Here is an 18032-nt window from a genome sequence, read left to right as displayed (position 1 = left end):
TCGCTGACCCGTTCGCGCAGCGCGGATGACCTTTGCTGCCGGTTCTGCTAGGCGGGCGGCAGGACCGGTGCCCGCATGGCCGGCAACGCGGGCGGAAGATGGAAGCGGACATGACACGATACGACATGGTGGTGATCGGTGCGGGCGCGGCCGGCATGATGTGCGCGGTGGAGGCGGGCCGGCGTGGGCGCCGCGTTCTCGTCATCGAGCATGGCGCGAAGCCCGGCGAGAAGATCCGCATTTCCGGCGGCGGGCGCTGCAACTTCACCAACCTCCACGCCAATGAAGGCATCACGCAAGGGGCCGGCGGCTATCTCTCGCAAAACCCGCGTTTCTGTGTTTCCGCGCTGAAGCGCTATCGACCGGAGGATTTCATCGCGCGCATCGAGGCGCACGGGATTGCCTGGCACGAGAAGACGCTCGGACAGCTTTTCTGCGACGGCCCGGCGAGCCAGATCGTCGACATGTTCCTTGGCGAAATGCGCGAGGCCGGCGTGGACTTGCGGCTTTCGACGACGGCGCGCGACATCGAGCGCGATGCGGATGGCTTCCGGCTGGTGGCGGGCCATGCCGGCTCCGGCGACACGGCGATTTCATGCGCCGCGCTGGTGGTGGCGACGGGGGGAAAATCTATCCCGAAGATGGGCGCGAGCGCGTTTGCCTACGAGGTGGCCCGCAAATTCGGCGTGCCGGTCACCGAGACGCGCCCGGCGCTGGTGCCGCTCACCTTCGAGCCGCACCTTCTGGAGGAAACGAAGGCGCTCTCGGGCGTCTCCGTCGCGGCGCGGGTATCCTGCGGCAAGCGGCATTTCGACGAGGCGGTGCTCTTCACCCACCGCGGGCTTTCCGGCCCGGCCATCCTGCAGATCTCGTCCTACTGGCGCGAGGGCGAGGCCATCACGCTCGACATGGCGCCGGGGGTGGATGTGTTCGAACGTTTACGCGCCGCACGCAGCCAGTCCGGCAAGCAGGCGGCGCAGACGGCTTTGGGCGAAATCCTGCCGAAACGGCTGGCGCAGGCGATCGTGACGCGGCTCGGCGCCGATGTTCCGCTGGGTTCGCTCCCCGACAAGCGCCTGCGCGACATCGCGGCGGCCGTGAACGCCTGGACGGTGAAGCCGGTCGGCACGGAGGGTTTCCGCACGGCGGAGGTGACCCTGGGCGGGGTGGACACGACAGCGCTCGACGGTAAGACAATGGAAGTGAAGTCCGTGCCGGGCTTGCACTTCATCGGCGAAGCCGTGGATGTGACCGGGTGGTTAGGGGGGTATAATTTTCAGTGGGCCTGGGCGTCAGGGGTGGCTTGCGGGGCGGGGGATGCCACCAACTGAAAGCCGTCTGAATGGCGCATTCACGGGGACGCATCGCTCGATATCACACCGCCAAGCCGGAAGCGAAATTAGCCGCTTTACGACGAACGGCTGGCGACAGACAACTGGCCAGCGATACCAGCGTGGCCGAAGGCGTTCCGTGCAAACGGGTCAGTTCAAGAACATGCGCCAGACTGATGTCGACATCCTCAGTAAAAAGGCGCGAGGCGGTATCAAGGAAATAGCGATCCCCGTGAAGGCAACAGGGCGCTATGTAGCGGCGCAACCCTTCGATGGAACGAATGCGTTCAGCCAACCTGTCCGCGTCATTCGTCTGATAGTGCTGGGGTACGAGTTGAATTTCACTCAGGTCACGTACACCAAGCGCTTGCGCCAAAGCACGGACTTCCGAGCTTGCATCCAGATAAAGCTGCGCCGTGACGTGGGTCCAGTGAGCATAGAGAAGAGGCGGTTCTGCAAAGCCACCAGTCTCTTTCTGAACCTCAAGTAACCGCACCAGCGTTGCGGGATGAAGCAGCGTGTTGACAGGGCGTAGCAGGGGAACGAAGACGCTCGATAGAGGATCTACCGGCAGCCCCAACAAAACGCTTACTCGCCCGCAGATCGCATCCTGTGCACCCGGCGACAGCACTGCGACTCCCAGACGCGGCGCAACGCCGTAAATCTCTACCACGTCTCCCCGGCGCGAGATCCGGCAATTGTACGGAGCTTCCCGACCGAGGAAGACCCGCTCCGGATCATCCAGAAGTTTCGTGGCAAGGTCGGCGAACAATCCGGCCGCAGGTAACGCTCCGACCAGACAATTCTTGGGGGCGTGCGCGGCTACGATCCGCAGGGCTTCCTCATGAAGGGAGCCCGGCACTGTGACGAATACCACATCGGCATCCCGCAACGCTGCCTCCGGCTCGGAACATACCCTAACCGGACGGCCCACCACTGCGTGCGTTCGCGTGCGCGCGACAATATCCCCCCGCGGAAATGAACGGCGAGTGAAAACGGAAACCGCGTTCTCACCGCTCATTACAGCCGCAAACGCATGTCCCAGATTACCGCCTCCGATGATCGCCACGCGCGCCATGAAGCTCTCCGCCTTCCCTTCGGCAAACCATCAACCGCGCCGTGCTTGCGAAAGCCCAGAACGTCAACACTCGGATGACAACATCCGCTTTATTTAAATATCTATTTATATAAATACGAGTATTGATCAAGACAATAATCTCGATTATATTCTCTATGCAATGTAATATTATCATTTTTATTTGCGAGGTTAATCAAATGAGTGCCGATAAAGTTCAGGACATTCGCAAACGCCTTTCCTCGAACTCCCTTCAGGATGATGACAAGAAATACATAGATTTCTTGTTGGCGCAGGCCGAGAGCCAAGGCCTCGGAGAGAAGATCGGGGATCGACGTATCATCGCGCGACTGCCCAACGGTATGGACCTTATCAAATAGGCCAGCAGCAGATATGAACGACGTCTCTGGAATTTCCGCCGACCCATCGGCAAGTTATCCGCGCGTAGTCTGGAAGGACTGGGGCGGCGATTTTGCCGCTTGGGTCGACGACCTATTGATCCGGGAAGGACAGACATTTCTGGAAGACGTGCCCGCAGCCGCCGCTTTGACCGACGAGAGTCCACTCAATGAGGCCTACTACCTGCGGCATCGCATCGAGACAGTATGGCGGATCTGGCTGACCGCCCGAACGGACGCCCTCGCGCTGGCCGCCATGATCGGAGAAGACTACGAGAGTGCCAGGAGTTGGTCGGAGTACACCGCCGAAGAAATGGATCACGACCGCATGTTCCTCGCCGATCTGCTCGTCCACGGAGTGACGCGCGAGGAGGTGGTTAAGACCGGACCACTCCAACCAACCATCGAGATGGTGGAATACATCGAGCAGGGCATACGCGAATATGGCGCGCTGCCAGCGGTCGCGTATTCGCTTTTCGTGGAGTGGAATTCCGAAAGATTTTCGCGACGCGCAGTGCAAAAGGCAGAAATGGCATTCTCAGAGCGGCACGTCGCCGGTTCGAAGTTTCATGTGGGCATCGACCTGGAGGAAAGCCATCTTCCCGTCATGCTCGGCATAACCGAACGATTGGTGCGCAGTTCCGGGAACCGGGCGCTTCTTGAAAAGCTGCTACGCGATATCGCGCGCTTTTTTCGCGCCTATTTCGTCAAGCTGCATGAAGAAACGAACACGTAAAGAAGGCTCTGCCGCAACCGACATTGGATTGCCCGGACCAAGCCGGGCAATCCAATGTCGCGATCTTGCGGCCCGGACAGAGGTGCGTGCTGCGCGCCATCGCGACCACCAATCGTGGCAATGCTTAGCGGCGGTATCCCGGCTCGGAGGCCGGGATGACAGCAGAAGGGCCAGGGGGCACACGTAGAGACAACGCCATGGCCTCCGGTTCTCCCCACCGACAAAGCCGGCCCCGACAAGACCTTTCAAAGTCGGCAAACCCGCCCCGATACCTCCCCCCCCAAAAAAACAAAAGCGGCGGCCCACCTCCGCGAGCCGCCGTCCTGCATCTGTCATGAAACCCCGCATCGGCGGCGGGGCAATCATCCTTACCGCGTCAGCGGCTTGTACTTGATCCGGGTCGGGTCGGCGGCGTGGGCGCCGAGGCGGCGGACCTTGTCCTTCTCGTAGTCCTCGAAGTTGCCCTCGAACCATTCCACGTGGCTGTCGCCCTCGAATGCCAGCATGTGGGTCGCGAGCCGGTCGAGGAACATGCGGTCGTGCGAGATGATGACCGCGCAGCCGGCGTAGTTCTCAAGCGCGTCTTCCAAAGCTGCCAGCGTCTCGGTGTCCAGATCGTTGGTCGGCTCATCGAGCAGCAGAACGTTGGCGCCCTGCTTCAGCACTTTGGCGAGATGCACGCGGTTGCGCTGGCCGCCGGACAGATTGCCGACCTTGGCTTGCTGGGCCGGGCCCTTGAAGTTGAAGGACGAGCAGTAGGCGCGCGAGTTGATCTCCTTCTTGTCGAGGTAGATCACCTCCGCCCCGCCGGAAATCTCTTCCCACACGGTCTTGTTCGGGTCCAGCGCATCGCGCGACTGGTCGACATAGCCCAGATGCACGCTGTCGCCGATGGTGACGGTGCCCTGATCCGGCTTTTCCTGTCCGGTCAGCATCTTGAACAGCGTCGACTTGCCGGCGCCGTTCGGCCCGATGACGCCGACGATGCCGCCGCGCGGCAGCTTGAACGACAGGTTGTCGATCAAAAGCCGGTCCTCGAAGCCCTTGGAGACGCCCTCCACGTCGATGACGTTGGCGCCAAGCCGCTCGCCCACGGGGATGAGGATCTGCTCGATCGAGGGCATGCGCTCTTCCTGCGCGGACAAAAGGTCCTCGTAGGCCCTGATACGCGCCTTGGACTTGGTCTGCCGGCCCTTCGGGCTCATGCCCATCCACTCGCGCTCGCGCTGGATGGCGCGGTTGCGGGCCATGTCCTCGCGGCCCTCCTGCGCCATGCGCTTGGCCTTCTTTTCCAGATAGACCGAGTAATTGCCCTCGTAAGGGATGCCCTGGCCGCGGTCGAGTTCGAGGATCCAGCCGGTGACGTTGTCGAGGAAGTAGCGGTCGTGGGTGATGATCAGGACCGAACCCTTGAACTCGCGCAGATGCCGCTCCAGCCAGTGGACGGTTTCCGCGTCCAGATGGTTGGTCGGTTCGTCGAGCAGGAGCAGGTCGGGCTCGGAAAGCAGCAGCTGGCACAGCGCCACACGGCGGCGCTCACCGCCCGACAGGTTGGTGACCTCGGCATCCGACGGCGGGCAGCGCAGCGCCTCCATCGCCATCTCGACCTTGCTTTCGAGGTTCCAAAGGTCTTCCGCGTCGATGATGTCCTGGAGCTTGGCGCCCTCCTCGGCCGTCTCGTCCGAGTAGTTCATCATCAGCTCGTTGTAGCGGTCGACGATCGCCTGCTTGTGGGCGACGCCCTCCATGACGTTTTCCATGACGTTCTTGGATGGATCGAGCTGCGGCTCCTGCGGCAGGTAGCCGATCCGGGCGCCTTCTGCGGCCCAGGCCTCGCCGGTGTACTCCTTGTCGAGCCCGGCCATGATTTTCAGGAGTGTCGACTTGCCGGCGCCGTTGGGGCCGAGAATGCCGATCTTGGCGTCGGGGTAGAACGAGAGGTTGATGCCGTCGAGGACCTTCTTGCCCCCGTCGTAGGACTTGGACAGTCCGTGCATGTGATAGATGAACTGGCGCGCCATGGGCGGGCGGTCTCCGTATCCTGGAAATCAGGGAAAAGGTTCTGGCGGCCTCAATACGCGAAGCCGGGCTTGGGGGCAATGGCAGGCTGCCATGGCAGGGGGATCGCAGGGCCATCAGACGCCGCGCCTGCGTGCGGGTTCAAGATGGGGACGACGCGTCGCCATGCCAAGAACCGCGCCTGCGGGCCGTTCCTTGGCCGATTTTACCGATTATTTAAACACCTGGTTCACCATGCTTTCCGGCTGGGGTGCGCGCCGGCCGCCGAGACCGCGTTCAAATCCCGTTCAAAGCGGGCTTTTTTCCGCAGGCTCAGCGACCGGCCCCGCACGAAAAGCAAAGGAGTTCCAACCCATGCGCATGACCGCAAAAATCGTCGTGATCCTCGCCGTCGTAGGCGGTCTTGCCGGCTGCGGCTCCACACCGATGCAGCGCGCCGCTTCCGGCGGCGGCGTCGGCGCGGCCGCAGGCGTCGGAATCGCCGCGATCGCCGGCGCCCCGATTCTTGCCGGCGCGGCCGTGGGGGCCGCCGGCGGCGCCGTCGTCGGTGCCATCACCAACGAATGCCAGATCGACCTGGGCCCGCGCCGTCCGAAGAACTGCTGAGCGGCATCCAACCCGCCGGACGCTGCAGCCTGCCGATAAAGCCTGACAGCGCAGACAGGACCACCATGATGCAAAGGGCCGGCGGAGCGTTCCGCCGGCCCTTTGCTATCGCCTGCCCTTCAGCTGCGCGTCCTCCCCTTCGGGACAGCTGCGGCCGCTACGCCGACAACACCTTTTCCAGGAACCGCTTCACGTCGCCGCCAAGCCGTTCGGCCTGATTGTTGAGGCCCGCGGCCATGCCCGCGATCCCTTCCGCGGATTGCTGCGTCATCTCGGTCTTGGCCCGCACATGCCCCATCTCGACGGAGATGTCGGCGGTGTTGCGCGCCGCGTTCTGCACGTTGACCGAGATTTCGCTGGTCGCGACCGTCTGCTGCTCGACAGCGGAAGCGATGGCGGTGGCGATCTCCGACACCTGGTCGATGGTCGCCGTGATCGTCTCGATGTCGTCCACCGACTGCTGCGAGGCGCGCTGGATGGCGGCGATCTGTTCGGTGATCTCTTCGGTCGCACGCGTCGTCTGACCTGCGAGCTCCTTCACCTCGGCCGCAACGACCGCGAACCCCCGACCGGCCTCGCCGGCGCGCGCCGCCTCGATGGTCGCATTCAGCGCCAGAAGGTTGGTCTGCTCCGCCACATCGGAAATGAGCCCGATAACGGAGCCGATCGTCTGCGTCGCGTCCGCCAGGCTCTTGACGGAGAGATTGGTCTTGCGCGCGCCGTCGACGGCGGATCGGGCCACATCGCGCGAGCGGGTCGCCTGACGGCCGATCTCGGCGATGGAGGCGGTCATCTCCTCCGTGGCGGCGGCGCTCGACTGCACGCTGTCGGAGGTGGAGGAAGCGCCCTCCTCCATGTTGGAGACGCGGTCGTTGGTCTCCTCCGCGGCGCCCATGAGGCCCTTGGCGGTTCCTTCCAGTTGTCGCGCGGCTTCGCCCAGCGAGCCGGTCGCCTCGTTGATGACCTCATCAAGATCGCGCACCGCGGACCTGATCGCCTCCTCGCGCGCATGGCTCTGCTCGATCATGACGTCGTGGTAGGTCGAGATGGCGAGATCCATGTCGAGCATGACGACCTTGTTCACCGCCGCGATCATCTGCGCGACGCCAGCACCCGAGAAGCGTCGCTTGCGCCCGATGATGGCGATCAGCCGGGTCATGACGAACGCATAGCCGCCGATATACCAGGCGGGTTCCAGACCGATCTTGACGTGTGCCAGCCCGATCCGACGCGCGCTTTGCACATAGTCCTCGTCGAAGGAGAACGAGAACAGCCGCGCCCAGTGCTTCTTCTGCGCCTGGGCCAGGCGGTCTTCGTGACCACGCGCCAGAACCGCAAGCTGCTCGGCGGTCCTGACATGGGCGTAGAAGCCGCGCATGATGTCGTCGAGCTCGCTCCGCACAAGCGTCCAGGCCTTCCTGACGAGTTCGCCATCCTCGGCCGTGAGCTGGAGGAATTCGATCCGTTCTTTCAATGTTACGCCCGACATCTCGCCTCCACGCCCGGCAACGCAAAGGTGACGCCCGGGGTCGAAATGGATCATTCAAGTCAGCCGGCGAGTCCGCACCTGCCGCTGTGTTCGCCGATCCATATATCCAAATATCCCGCTTAAAATTGAGTGAATTTCGCTTTTCGATTATATAAATTCGCACAATGAGAAGCCCAACCCGAGACAATTTCGCGAAAATTATTGAAATTACGGATATATACTTACAAAAAAACAACCTGATGAACGATAAGACGATAATACTATTATCGATAAGCAATGTATTTGTAGAAGGTGAAAAGTCCGGAATTACCTCAAACCACATCTGAGTGTCGCAATCGGGACGTTCGGCAACAAGAAGCATGATCGCCGAGCCGGTCTGGCCGCCCGGTTTCCCGCTGGGCCCGAGTCGCCTATTATCCGGCGACCGTCTGGAAAACGCCCACGAAACCGGTCCGCAAGAGATGCAACGATAATGCGCTGCCGCCCGATACTCGTTCTTGCCGTAGCGCTCATCCTCGCGGCGCTGGCGCCCGCACCGCAGGCAGGAGCCGCAATCGACCGACCGGCAGTGGAGCAGGCCTTCCGGGTCTGGCTCGAGCGCGACCTCTGGCCCCGGGCCAGGCAGCGCGGCGTAACGCGGGCGACGTTTGCCGGCGCGACACGCGATCTCTCGCTTCAGTGGAAACTCCCCGACCTCAACCCGCCCGGCGCCCCGGCCGCCCAGCCCCGGCAGCAGCGCCAATCGGAATTCCGCTCGCCCGCGCGCTATTTCTCCGAGGGCAACCTCGGCACGCTCGTGGCGCTGGGGCGCGATCGCATGCGCCAATGGCAGACAACGTTGCAGCGCATCGAGGCGCGCTACGGGGTGCCCGCACGCATCGTCGTCGCCATTTGGGGCAGGGAGACCGGGTACGGCGCCGCCAGCCTGCCGCACAACGCGCTGGCGGTGCTGGCGACACAGGCCTTCATGGGACGGCGCAAGGAGATCTTCGAGGAGGAGACGCTGGCGGCCCTCGTCATTCTGGAAGAGGACCATTTCCCCGGCACCGCACTCAGGAGTTCGTGGGCCGGCGCGCTTGGCGGACCGCAGTTCCTCCCCTCCAAGTTCCTGAAATACGCGGTCGATTTCGACGGCGACGGCAAGCGCGACATCTGGAACTCGGTGCCCGACACGCTCGCCTCGATCGCGAATTACCTCAAGCAGCATGGCTGGCAGACGGGCCGCGACTGGGGCTTTGAGGCCGCGATTCCCGACAGCCTGTCCTGCGCGCTGGAAGGGCCGGAGCAGGGCCGCCCGATCAGCCGCTGGATCGCGGCAGGCGCAAGGCGCATTTCCGGACGCCCCTTTCCCGAACACGAACGCCCCCGCACCGGCTACTTGCTGATGCCGGCCGGACGCCTTGGCCCCGCCTTCATCGCGACGCCCAATTTCTACGTGCTGAAAGCCTATAACGAGTCCGATGCCTACGCCCTGTTCATCGGCCACCTGGGCGACCGGCTCGCCTATTCCAACAAGCCGCTGGTAGCCCCCTGGCGCGACCCCGGCGATTTCTCGCGCCAGGCGGTGCAGCAGATGCAGGAACGGCTGGTCGCCGCCGGCTACGACGTGGGCGGTGCCGACGGGCTCGTCGGCTTCAAGACCCGCACCAGTATTGGCCTTTGGCAGCAGCGGCACGGGCTGAGGGCGACCTGTTATCCCGACAAGGATCTGATCGCCCGGATCCGCTGAGACCGGAAACGCGCAAATGATAGCGCAATGACGGCGAAACGGGCTTGCCTACATTGTTAACACGTTAATATTATAGACCGTCCGAATTTCCTGCGTGCCGAGGATCAGGGACGCAGGATCGAACAGGCGAGAACGGGCTGGGTGGGATAGTCCGGGCACGATTTGGGAGGATCGTCTCATGCCACATTTCACGATGGAGTATTCGGCCAACCTCGATCGGCGCGTGGACATGGGCGAGCTGTGCGAGGAGGTGCGCAAGACCATGCTCGCCACTGGTGCATTCGAGGCGGGGGCGGTGCGCGTTCGCGCGGTGCGCTGCGAGGCTTATGCGATCGCCGACGCGATGGAGGAGAACGCCTTCATCGACATGGTCCTGCGCATGGCGCCGCGCCCCGACGAGGTCCAGAAGGCGGTCGGCGAGCAGATATTCGCGGCGGCGGAAGCCTTCCTCGCACCATTGTTCAACACGCCGCATTTCGCGTTGTCGCTGGAGATCCGTGAAATTGGCCGCCCGCTGAGCTGGCGGCGCAATGCCATGCACGCGCGCCTGCGCGACGACAGCTGAGACACCGGGCACAAGCCCGGCAAAACAACGAAAAGCACCGGCCGCGCCTCGTCGCGGTGCTGGGAATTGCAATCCGAGCGGCCGGGGGAGCGGCCGCGACCGGGAGGAACCGATGCCGATACCCAAGCCGAACCTCTATCCGCCGTTCAATATCGTGCGGCTCAGTCACGTGGAGTTCATCGTCTCCGACCTCGCCGCCTCGCGCGCCTTCTATGTCGACACGCTGGGTCTTCAGGTGACCCACGAGGACGAAAGCGAGATTTACCTGCGCGCGATGGAGGAACGCGGCCACCATTGCGTCATCCTGAAACAGGGCGACGAGCCGCGCGCCGACCATCTGGGCTTTAAGCTTTACGGCGAGCGCGACCTGGAACTGGCCGAGAACCACTTCAGCTCGCGCGGGCTGCCGGTCAAATGGGTGGAGCGGCCCTTTCAGTCGCGCACGCTGAGGACCTGCGATCCGCACGGCATTCCGCTGGAATTCTACGTCCAGATGGACCGCCTGCCGCCGATCCACCAGAAATACGCGCTCTACAAGGGCGTGAAGCCGCTCCGGATCGACCACTTCAACACCTTCTCGCCGAGCGTCGACGAAAGCGTCGCCTTCTTCAACGAGATCGGCTTCCGGGTGACGGAATACACCGAGGACGAGGAAAGCGGGAAACTCTGGGCGGCCTGGACGCACCGCAAGGGCGGGGTGCACGACATCGCCTTCACCAACGGCCGCGGCCCGCGCCTCCACCACACCGCCTTCTGGGTGCCCACCCCGCTCAACATCATCGACCTTCTCGATCTGATGTCCACCACCGGCTACCTCGCCAACATCGAGCGCGGTCCCGGCCGGCACGGCATCTCCAACGCGTTCTTCCTCTACATCCGCGACCCCGACGGCCACCGCATCGAGATCTACTGTTCCGATTACCAGACCGTCGATCCGGACCTGGAGCCGATCAGGTGGGATCTGAAGGACCCGCAGCGCCAGACGCTGTGGGGCGCACCGGCCCCCAGAAGCTGGTTCGAGGAGGGAAGCCTCTTCACCGGCGTGGAGCCTGTCGCCTCCGCGCTCACCGCACAGCCGATCATCGCACCCTGACGAGGCCCCCGTGACCTACCCGAACCCTTATGATCCTTACAAGCGTACCGACCTTTCGGCCAACGAACAGACGCTGCTGATCTTCATGCGCGACTGCATGCACGGCGGCGACCTGAGCCTGATCGAGACAATGGTGGCCGAGGACTACATCCAGCACACGCCGGGCATCGGCCAGGGCCGCGCGGGGCTTCGCGCCTATATCAGCCAGATCGGACACCGGCGCCCGGGTTGGCGGGACTGGCGGCCCATCCAGCTCTTTGCGAGCGGCGACTTCGTCATCCTGCACAAGCTGCTGCCGAAGGTGGTCATCGCCGATTTCATGCGTTTCAATGCCGATGGCCTGATGGCCGAGCACTGGGACGTGGTGCAGCCCCTGCCGGAACCCGACTACGACCCGATGAAACCGTCGAGCGAAAACCTGGATCGTTTTCGGGCATTGTTCGGGATCGCGGATTGACGAGGACCGGCAAAGCGGGACGTTCCCGGCCACGACTCCATCGCCCCGTCATCACCCGGCGAAGTCCAGGTGATCCGTTGCCCTTTCGAGACTCACGGTTGCCGGCTGTGGATTGTCCGGACGGATCCTGTACCCGCGAAAGCGGGTGCCGGGCAATGACGGACGAGAGCGCGGCGGCCTTGGCCACCCTCGCGGCGCATGGCCGTTAATTGCCACGTGACATCGAAAGAATTGACGAGCCCCCACCAAGCCGGATCAAATCGGCAGATCAAACAGGGCCGCACCAGATCGGACCCGAACAAACAACGAGCCACCGCAAATCCCAGCCACTGTCGAGGAGAGACATACGTGATACCGAACCACGACGGACGCATCATGACCGGCGGCGAAGCGATCGTCTCCGCACTTCTCGCCAATGGCGTCGATACGGTCTACGGCCTGCCCGGCGCGCAGATGTATCCCTTCTTCGACGCGCTCTACCAGCACGCAGACCGCATTCGCACCGTCGGCGCGCGCCACGAGCAGGCCTGCGCCTACATGGCCTTCGGCCACGCCCGCACGACCGGCAAGCCGGGTGTCTTTTCCGTCGTGCCGGGACCGGGGGTCCTCAACGCCATGGCGGCGCTGTGCACGGCAGCGGGCTGCAGCGCGCCCGTGCTGCTGGTCACGGGCCAGGTGCCCACACCCTTCATCGGCCGCGGTCGCGGCCATCTGCACGAATTGCCCGACCAGCTCGGCACCCTGCGCTCCATCGTCAAGTGGGCCGCGCGGATCGAGCGGCCGGCCGATGCCCCGCATGTCATCAACGAGGCGTTCCGGCAGATGATGTCCGGCCGGCCGGGACCGGTCGCGGTGGAAATGGCGTGGGACACCATGGCGTCTTCCGAGCGCGTCCATCCGCTTGATGCGGCGGAGCCCGATGCCCCGGTGCCGCCGCTCGCCGAGGCGATCACGGAAGCCGCGGAGCGGATCAAGTGGGCCAAACGGCCGCTGATCATGGTGGGCAGCGGCGCCCAGCACGCGGCGGCCGCCGTGCGTGCGCTTGCGGAGGCCACCGGCGCGCCCGTGACCGCCTTCCGCGGCGGGCGCGGCATCATGCCGGAAACCCACGCGCTCGGCCTTTCCTCCTACGCCGCCTATCGCTACTGGCCCGATGTGGACGTGGTCATCGGCATCGGCTCGCGGCTTGAAATGCCCTACATGCGCTGGACCGGCATGCGCACCATGATCGACGCACCCGAGGCCCCGCCCCACCTCATCCGCATCGATATCGACCCGGCGGAGATGAACCGGCTGAAGCCGCACACGGCGATCGTCGGCGACGCCGAGGAAGCGACGGAGGCGCTGCTCGTCGCGCTGAACCATGCCGGCCACAAGGCACATCCTGCGCCCGAGGCCGTGGCGTCCGCAAAGCTGAGCGCGGCGACCGAGACCGCGTCGGTGAAGCCGCATGTCGACTATCTGCATGTCATCCGCGAGGAGCTGCCCTACGAGGGTATCTTCGTGGAGGAACTGTGCCAGGCGGGTTTCACCTCACAGTTCGCCTTCCCCGTCGTGCGACCGCGCAGCTACCTGTCGGCCGGCTACCAGGGCACGCTCGGCTTCGGCTTCATGTCGGCGCTCGGCGCGAAGGCCGCGAACCCGGACCGGCCGGTCGTCTCCATCACGGGCGACGGCGGTTTCCTGTTCGGCGTGCAGGAGCTGGCGACGGCGAAGCAATACGGGATCGGCGTGGTCACGGTGCTGTTCAACAACAACGCCTACGGCAATGTCATGCGTGATCAGCAGACGGGCTTCGGCGGCCGCACGATCGGCTCCAGGCTGGAGAACCCGGACTTCATGGATCTCGCCCGCTCCTTCCATATTTCCGGACACCGGGTCGAGACGCCGGAAGAACTGCGCCCGGTCCTGCGCAAGGCGATCGCCGCCGACGCGCCGGCCCTGATCGAGGTGAAAGTGGACGCCGGCAGCGAAGTGCCGCCCTGGCCGTTCATTCATCCGACAGCGTGAGGCGGTCGAAGGATGGGCCACGGGCGAAAGGGCAAAACACCGAGGCCCCCTCGCCCCGAAATGAAAAAGACCCGGGCGCTCGATGCACCCGGGTCTGTCGTTTCTGCGCTTCCAGTCCCTACTGGAACAGCGAATTGTACTTCTTCAGCGTAGCGACGTAGTCGTTATAGGCCTTATCGGCATCTATGCCGGTGGAAGCGACGGACTTCTTCCACTCGTCAAGCAGCGGCGCGGCGGCTTCCTTCCACATCGAAACCTCCTCGTCGGTCGGCTTGTAGAGCGTGTGCTCGCCGGACTCGATCATCTTTTCCCGGCCCGCCGCTTCGTTGTCGGCCCAGCCGGTGGAGAATTTTTCCGACCATTCCGGCGTGCAATGCTCGTCGATCACTTGTCTGTCCTCGGGCGCGAGCCCGTCATAGACGCCACGGTTGATCACCAGCGTCTGAAGGGACTCGTAGAACGGCATGTCGAGGTGATATTTCGTCTCCTTGTCGATGCCGAAGATGTAGATCGAGTTCCACGGGAAAGTGATTGCATCCGCCGCCCCCTTGGAGAGCGCCTCGCGTGCCTCCGGCGCAGAGACCTGAACGCTCGCCCCGCCAAGAAGATGGACGAACCGGGCGATGGTGGCGTTCGCCGGTCGCACGTTCATGCCCTTCACGTCGGCCGGCACGTGCACCGGCGTCTTGGAATGGATCGTGCCGGGGTCATGCGGGTTCATCACGCACAGCTTGACCTCCGGCATCTCCTTTTCGGCATAGTTGAGATACCACTCGTGCATCGCCTTCGCGCCGGCCTTGGCGTTGTTGGCGAGGAACGGAATCTCGATCAGCGAGGCGATCGGAAAACGGCCGGCATTGTAGCCGGGATTGACGTAGCCGATGTCGGTGATGCCGTCGCGCGTCATGTCGTAGTGGTCGGGCGCCGCACCCAGCTGCTGGGCGGGATAGATGGTGATGTGGATCCGCCCGTTCGAGGCCTCCTCCACCGCCTTCACCCACGGCTCGATGCCGTATTTCTGGATCGGATGGCTGGCCGGCACCCAGTGCGCAAGGCGAAGCTCCACTGCCGACGCCGTCGTCAGCGTGGCGAGCGAGGTCGCCGCCGCCAGAACGGCAGGCAGAATCATCCTGTTGATCTTCTTCACGAACGTTCCCTCCTCCGGGGTATCTTGCTCTTTTTTGAGCGGAATTATGCTTTGTTAATTAACGTAACAATGGTTTTGGACAGCAGCAAGCGGGAAAATGGCGGGAAGGTAGCGCTGCGAAAGGCGGACTTCATCCGGCGGGATAGCTGCCCCGGCGCTTCGCCTCCCGCTCTCGGCCCCCGTCCTGCGGACATGCCCGTTCTTTAATCGTCTGCGGTCCGAATATTGGGCTGGCCATGGGCACCGCAGCCGGTCTAGGCTTTACGAAAAGTCACAATGGAACATGCGCCAGACTTCCGGCGGATGCGAAGGAATATGCCCATCACGAGAAACAAACAAGAAAGGTTGAAGCGGGATACGTCCGAATTCACGCGCCCCCCGAAACTGCCCCCACTAACGACTTCATGACCTAGCCTCGCCGCCACCATGTCGTCCAATTGGCGGAAATTCTACCAGTGCGTGTGAATTCGAATAAAATACATCCCTTTTCAAGAAAACTCCGGTGCCAGTCGCTGCCATAGAAACGAGAGAAATTTCCAAGACATTCGGATCCGGAGACAGGGAGGTTCGCGCGCTCGACCACGTCTCCCTCGAAATCCGCGAGAACGAGTTTTTCACCCTCCTAGGCCCTTCCGGCTGCGGCAAGACCACGTTGCTGCGGCTCATCGCCGGCTTCGAGGCGCCCACATCGGGCCAGCTTCTTCTCTACGGCGACGACATCTCCAACGAGCCGCCCTACCGCCGCTCGGTCAACACCGTTTTCCAGAGCTACGCGCTCTTCCCCCACCTCACCGTCGCCCAGAACATCGCCTTCGGCCTTGAGATGCTGGGAAAGCCGAAGGCCGAGATCTCCCGCACGGTCGATGAAATGCTCGCCATGGTGCGTATGGAGGCGATGGCACACAGAAAGACCAGCGAGATTTCCGGCGGACAGCAGCAGCGCGTGGCACTCGCTCGCGCGCTCGCCCCGCACCCGAAGGTGCTGCTGCTCGACGAGCCGCTCTCCGCGCTGGACCTGAAGCTTCGCAAGGAAATGCAGCGCGAGCTGAAACGGCTGCAGATCGAGACCGGCATCACCTTCGTGTTCGTCACCCACGACCAGGAAGAAGCGCTGACCATGTCGGACCGCATTGCGGTGATGAGCGCGGGAAAGCCGCTGCAGATCGGCACCCCGCGCGAGATCTACGACCGGCCGGCGAACCGCTTCGTGGCGAGCTTCATCGGGGAATCCAACTTCCTCGGCGCCACGATCACCGCCGCGACCGGCGATGTCGCCCGCGTGCGGATCGGCGGTGCGATCGACATGGAAGCCTCATTGCCCGCCGAGGCGCCGCGTTCGGGCAAGGTGACGGTGGCGATCCGGCCGGAACAGGTGCGCCTGGTGGAGGCGGAGGCCGCCAATGCCCTGCCCGCCACGGTGACAGACACGGTCTATTTCGGCACCGACACCCACACCCATCTTCTGCTTGATGGCGGAGAGACGGTCGTCGCCCGCTTCCAGAGCACGCTTGCCCATTCGGAGGAGCGCGCCAACGGCACCCGCGTCGGCGTCCAGTTCTGGGAAGGCTCAGTCCAGGTGCTGAGGGAGATGCCATGAGCGCGGTCGAGATCTCACCCGCCGCCGGCACCGATCAGGAGGCGCGCGCGGAGGCCGCACGAACGCGGCGAAACTGGCTCCTGTCGCTGCCCGCCGTCATCCTGCTGCTGTTCGCCGCCTCCGGCCCGCTGGTGATCGTGCTCATCTATTCGTTCCTGGAGCCGGGCGACTACAGCGGCGTCAAATGGATCCCGACGTTCGACGCCTGGACGAGCATCCTGTTCACCCGGGACATCTTCGACGACACGCTCCAGCTGGCCGACGCCCATCTGACGATCTTCTGGCGCTCGGCAAGCCTGTCGCTGTTGACGACGCTGATCACCTTCCTGCTCGGTTTCCCGACCGCCTATTTCATCGCCACCCGCCCGCCCCGCCAGCGCGGCCTGTGGCTCTTTCTCATCACCATCCCGTTCTGGACCAACCTCCTCATCCGCACCTTCGCGATCATGGAGGTCATTCGCAACGAGGGGCTCCTGAACAAGCTTTTGATGATGACGGGCCTGATCTCCGAGCCGCTGCAGATCCTCTATTCCGACACCGCCGTGCTGATCGGCATGGCCTATGTCTACCTGCCGCTGATGGCGCTGCCGCTCTATGCGGCTCTTGAACGCTTCGACTTCCGGCTGGTGGAGGCGGGCTACGACCTCTACGCCGGCCGCTGGATGGTGCTGCGCAAGGTGATCCTGCCGCTGGTGAAGCCCGGCATCGTCGCCGGCTCCATCCTGGTCTTCATGCCATCGCTTGGCGCCTACGTGACGCCCCGGGTGCTGGGCGGCGGCAAGCACATGATGATCGGCAGCTTCATCGAGCTGCAGTTCGGGCAGGGCCGCAACTGGCCGCTCGGCGCCTCGCTGTCGATGCTTTTGCTCCTGATCGTCGGCATCGGCCTGTTCTTCTACGTGCGCGCCATGTCGAAGGAGAAGGCCCATGACTGATACCTCCGCCGCCCCCGGACCGCGCCGAAAGGCCTTTTCCGTGCGCACGATGCCGGGCTTTTCCTCCGTCGCGATCGTCTGCTTTCTGGCGCTCTACGCGCCGATCGTGGTGATCGTGGTCTATTCGTTCAACAGCGGAAACTCGATCGCGCTGTGGGAGGGCCTGTCGCTGAAATGGTACGCGACCGCGTGGCAGAACGATGCCGTGCAGGAGGCGACCATCCGCTCGGTGATCATCGCCGCGTTCGCGTCCGTGATTTCCACGGTCGTCGCCACCATGGCGGCGCTTGGAACGACCCACGGCGGCAACTTTCGCGGCCGCACGGTCATCTACCTGCTGATCAACCAGCCGCTGATGGTGCCGGAGATCGTCACCGCCGTGGCGCTGCTGATCTTCTTCTCGATGATCCGCATCGCCACCGGCTACTCCGGGCTCGCCTATCTGATCGCGGCGCATGCCGCCTTCTGCGTGCCCTTCGCCTACCTGCCGATCCGCGCCCGGCTTGAGGGGATGGACACCATGCTGGAAATCGCCGCCGCCGATCTCTACGCAACGCCGTGGAGAGCGTTCCGGCGCGTGACGCTGCCGCTGATGGCGCCGGGCATCGTCGCCGGCGCCATGCTCGCCTTCGTTATCTCGCTCGATGACGTGATCATCACCGAATTCGTCAAGGCAGCCGGCCAGGACACGCTGCCGACCTACATGCTGGGGCAGCTGCGCCGGGCGATCACGCCGGAAGTCAACGCCATATCGACCGCGCTTCTGGCGATAACGGTGGTCCTGCTCACCCTGTTCTTCATCCTGACCAGAAAGAGAAGCCCGAAAGCCTGACGACACCTGAAAC

At 63.7% G+C, this 18032-nt stretch carries 16 protein-coding genes; 12 read left to right on the top strand and 4 right to left on the bottom strand.

Translation table 11 applies throughout. From position 1 onward, the window contains the following. Window positions 1–110: 110 nt before the first annotated feature. Window positions 111–1331 (top strand): NAD(P)/FAD-dependent oxidoreductase, encoded by a 1221-nt coding sequence (locus V2L18_RS00720; RefSeq protein WP_336175753.1) that lies wholly within the window; start codon window positions 111–113, stop codon window positions 1329–1331. A gap of 43 nt (window positions 1332–1374) precedes the next feature. Here the strand turns inward: V2L18_RS00720 and V2L18_RS00715 are convergent, their stop codons facing one another. After that, the gene (locus V2L18_RS00715; protein WP_336175752.1) at window positions 1375–2409 is read right to left on the bottom strand and encodes an NAD/NADP octopine/nopaline dehydrogenase family protein; all 1035 of its coding nucleotides are present in this window, start codon (window positions 2407–2409) and stop codon (window positions 1375–1377) included. A gap of 197 nt (window positions 2410–2606) precedes the next feature. Here V2L18_RS00715 and V2L18_RS00710 point away from each other — a divergent pair, with 197 nt between their 5' ends. Continuing rightward, a complete protein-coding gene (locus V2L18_RS00710) occupies window positions 2607–2786 on the top strand; it encodes a hypothetical protein (protein ID WP_336175750.1) in 180 nt (59 codons plus the stop codon). Window positions 2787–2799: 13 nt separating this feature from the next. After that, the gene (locus V2L18_RS00705) at window positions 2800–3540 is read left to right on the top strand and encodes a hypothetical protein (protein WP_336175749.1); all 741 of its coding nucleotides are present in this window, start codon (window positions 2800–2802) and stop codon (window positions 3538–3540) included. Between the two features lie 368 nt (window positions 3541–3908). On the opposite strand, the gene ettA is transcribed toward V2L18_RS00705, so the two are convergent. Continuing rightward, window positions 3909–5561 (bottom strand): energy-dependent translational throttle protein EttA, encoded by a 1653-nt coding sequence (gene ettA / locus V2L18_RS00700; protein WP_336175748.1) that lies wholly within the window; start codon window positions 5559–5561, stop codon window positions 3909–3911. Window positions 5562–5913: 352 nt separating this feature from the next. Between ettA and V2L18_RS00695 the strand changes: the two genes are divergently transcribed. After that, window positions 5914–6165, top strand: coding sequence for a hypothetical protein (locus V2L18_RS00695; RefSeq protein WP_336175747.1), 252 nt, complete (start codon window positions 5914–5916; stop codon window positions 6163–6165). A 157-nt stretch (window positions 6166–6322) separates the two neighbouring features. Here V2L18_RS00695 and V2L18_RS00690 read toward each other — a convergent pair whose 3' ends face one another. Further along, on the bottom strand, window positions 6323–7654 hold the full coding sequence (locus V2L18_RS00690) for a globin-coupled sensor protein (protein ID WP_336175746.1): 1332 nt from the start codon (window positions 7652–7654) through the stop codon (window positions 6323–6325). 472 nt (window positions 7655–8126) lie between these two features. Between V2L18_RS00690 and V2L18_RS00685 the strand changes: the two genes are divergently transcribed. The 5 genes from V2L18_RS00685 to V2L18_RS00665 all read left to right on the top strand — a co-directional run bounded on the left by V2L18_RS00685 (window position 8127) and on the right by V2L18_RS00665 (window position 13508). Further along, window positions 8127–9383, top strand: a complete 1257-nt coding sequence (locus tag V2L18_RS00685) for a lytic murein transglycosylase (protein ID WP_336175745.1) — start codon at window positions 8127–8129, stop codon at window positions 9381–9383. Between the two features lie 178 nt (window positions 9384–9561). Next, window positions 9562–9948 (top strand): 5-carboxymethyl-2-hydroxymuconate Delta-isomerase, encoded by a 387-nt coding sequence (locus V2L18_RS00680; protein WP_336175744.1) that lies wholly within the window; start codon window positions 9562–9564, stop codon window positions 9946–9948. 112 nt (window positions 9949–10060) lie between these two features. Then, complete coding sequence (hpaD, locus tag V2L18_RS00675; RefSeq protein ID WP_336175743.1) at window positions 10061–11041, top strand: 3,4-dihydroxyphenylacetate 2,3-dioxygenase; 981 nt, start codon at window positions 10061–10063, stop codon at window positions 11039–11041. A 10-nt stretch (window positions 11042–11051) separates the two neighbouring features. Further along, entirely contained in the window at window positions 11052–11498 is a 447-nt protein-coding gene (locus tag V2L18_RS00670) for a nuclear transport factor 2 family protein (protein WP_336175742.1), read from the top strand. A gap of 375 nt (window positions 11499–11873) precedes the next feature. Then, complete coding sequence (locus V2L18_RS00665) at window positions 11874–13508, top strand: thiamine pyrophosphate-dependent enzyme (RefSeq protein ID WP_336176363.1); 1635 nt, start codon at window positions 11874–11876, stop codon at window positions 13506–13508. A gap of 118 nt (window positions 13509–13626) precedes the next feature. Here the strand turns inward: V2L18_RS00665 and V2L18_RS00660 are convergent, their stop codons facing one another. Beyond that, the gene (locus V2L18_RS00660) at window positions 13627–14655 is read right to left on the bottom strand and encodes a TRAP transporter substrate-binding protein (RefSeq protein ID WP_336175740.1); all 1029 of its coding nucleotides are present in this window, start codon (window positions 14653–14655) and stop codon (window positions 13627–13629) included. A 502-nt stretch (window positions 14656–15157) separates the two neighbouring features. Between V2L18_RS00660 and V2L18_RS00655 the strand changes: the two genes are divergently transcribed. Genes V2L18_RS00655 through V2L18_RS00645 form a run of 3 tightly spaced genes read left to right on the top strand, consistent with a single transcriptional unit; the run spans window position 15158 to window position 18019 of the window. Further along, window positions 15158–16252, top strand: coding sequence for an ABC transporter ATP-binding protein (locus V2L18_RS00655; RefSeq protein ID WP_336175738.1), 1095 nt, complete (start codon window positions 15158–15160; stop codon window positions 16250–16252). Then, the gene (locus V2L18_RS00650; protein ID WP_336175736.1) at window positions 16249–17187 is read left to right on the top strand and encodes an ABC transporter permease; all 939 of its coding nucleotides are present in this window, start codon (window positions 16249–16251) and stop codon (window positions 17185–17187) included. The genes V2L18_RS00655 and V2L18_RS00650 overlap by 4 nt, the downstream gene beginning before the upstream one ends. Continuing rightward, a complete protein-coding gene (locus V2L18_RS00645) occupies window positions 17180–18019 on the top strand; it encodes an ABC transporter permease (protein ID WP_336175734.1) in 840 nt (279 codons plus the stop codon). Before V2L18_RS00650 ends, V2L18_RS00645 begins: the two co-directional genes overlap by 8 nt. The last annotated feature ends 13 nt before the right edge of the window (window positions 18020–18032 follow it).

It is taken from the genome of Breoghania sp. JC706 (genome assembly GCF_037026715.1).
Lineage (GTDB): Bacteria > Pseudomonadota > Alphaproteobacteria > Rhizobiales > Stappiaceae > Breoghania.
This window is presented reverse-complemented; position numbering and strand designations above follow the sequence as displayed.

What these genes read in the sequence shown, in the direction of transcription:
- V2L18_RS00720 (WP_336175753.1), top strand. Translation starts at nt 111, where the DNA reads ATGACACGATACGACATGGTGGTGATCGGTGCGGGCGCGGCCGGCATG.
- V2L18_RS00715 (WP_336175752.1), bottom strand. Translation starts at nt 2,409, where the DNA reads ATGGCGCGCGTGGCGATCATCGGAGGCGGTAATCTGGGACATGCGTTT.
- V2L18_RS00710 (WP_336175750.1), top strand. Translation starts at nt 2,607, where the DNA reads ATGAGTGCCGATAAAGTTCAGGACATTCGCAAACGCCTTTCCTCGAAC.
- V2L18_RS00705 (WP_336175749.1), top strand. Translation starts at nt 2,800, where the DNA reads ATGAACGACGTCTCTGGAATTTCCGCCGACCCATCGGCAAGTTATCCG.
- ettA (WP_336175748.1), bottom strand. Translation starts at nt 5,561, where the DNA reads ATGGCGCGCCAGTTCATCTATCACATGCACGGACTGTCCAAGTCCTAC.
- V2L18_RS00695 (WP_336175747.1), top strand. Translation starts at nt 5,914, where the DNA reads ATGCGCATGACCGCAAAAATCGTCGTGATCCTCGCCGTCGTAGGCGGT.
- V2L18_RS00690 (WP_336175746.1), bottom strand. Translation starts at nt 7,654, where the DNA reads ATGTCGGGCGTAACATTGAAAGAACGGATCGAATTCCTCCAGCTCACG.
- V2L18_RS00685 (WP_336175745.1), top strand. Translation starts at nt 8,127, where the DNA reads ATGCGCTGCCGCCCGATACTCGTTCTTGCCGTAGCGCTCATCCTCGCG.
- V2L18_RS00680 (WP_336175744.1), top strand. Translation starts at nt 9,562, where the DNA reads ATGCCACATTTCACGATGGAGTATTCGGCCAACCTCGATCGGCGCGTG.
- hpaD (WP_336175743.1), top strand. Translation starts at nt 10,061, where the DNA reads ATGCCGATACCCAAGCCGAACCTCTATCCGCCGTTCAATATCGTGCGG.
- V2L18_RS00665 (WP_336176363.1), top strand. Translation starts at nt 11,874, where the DNA reads ATGACCGGCGGCGAAGCGATCGTCTCCGCACTTCTCGCCAATGGCGTC.
- V2L18_RS00650 (WP_336175736.1), top strand. Translation starts at nt 16,249, where the DNA reads ATGAGCGCGGTCGAGATCTCACCCGCCGCCGGCACCGATCAGGAGGCG.
- V2L18_RS00645 (WP_336175734.1), top strand. Translation starts at nt 17,180, where the DNA reads ATGACTGATACCTCCGCCGCCCCCGGACCGCGCCGAAAGGCCTTTTCC.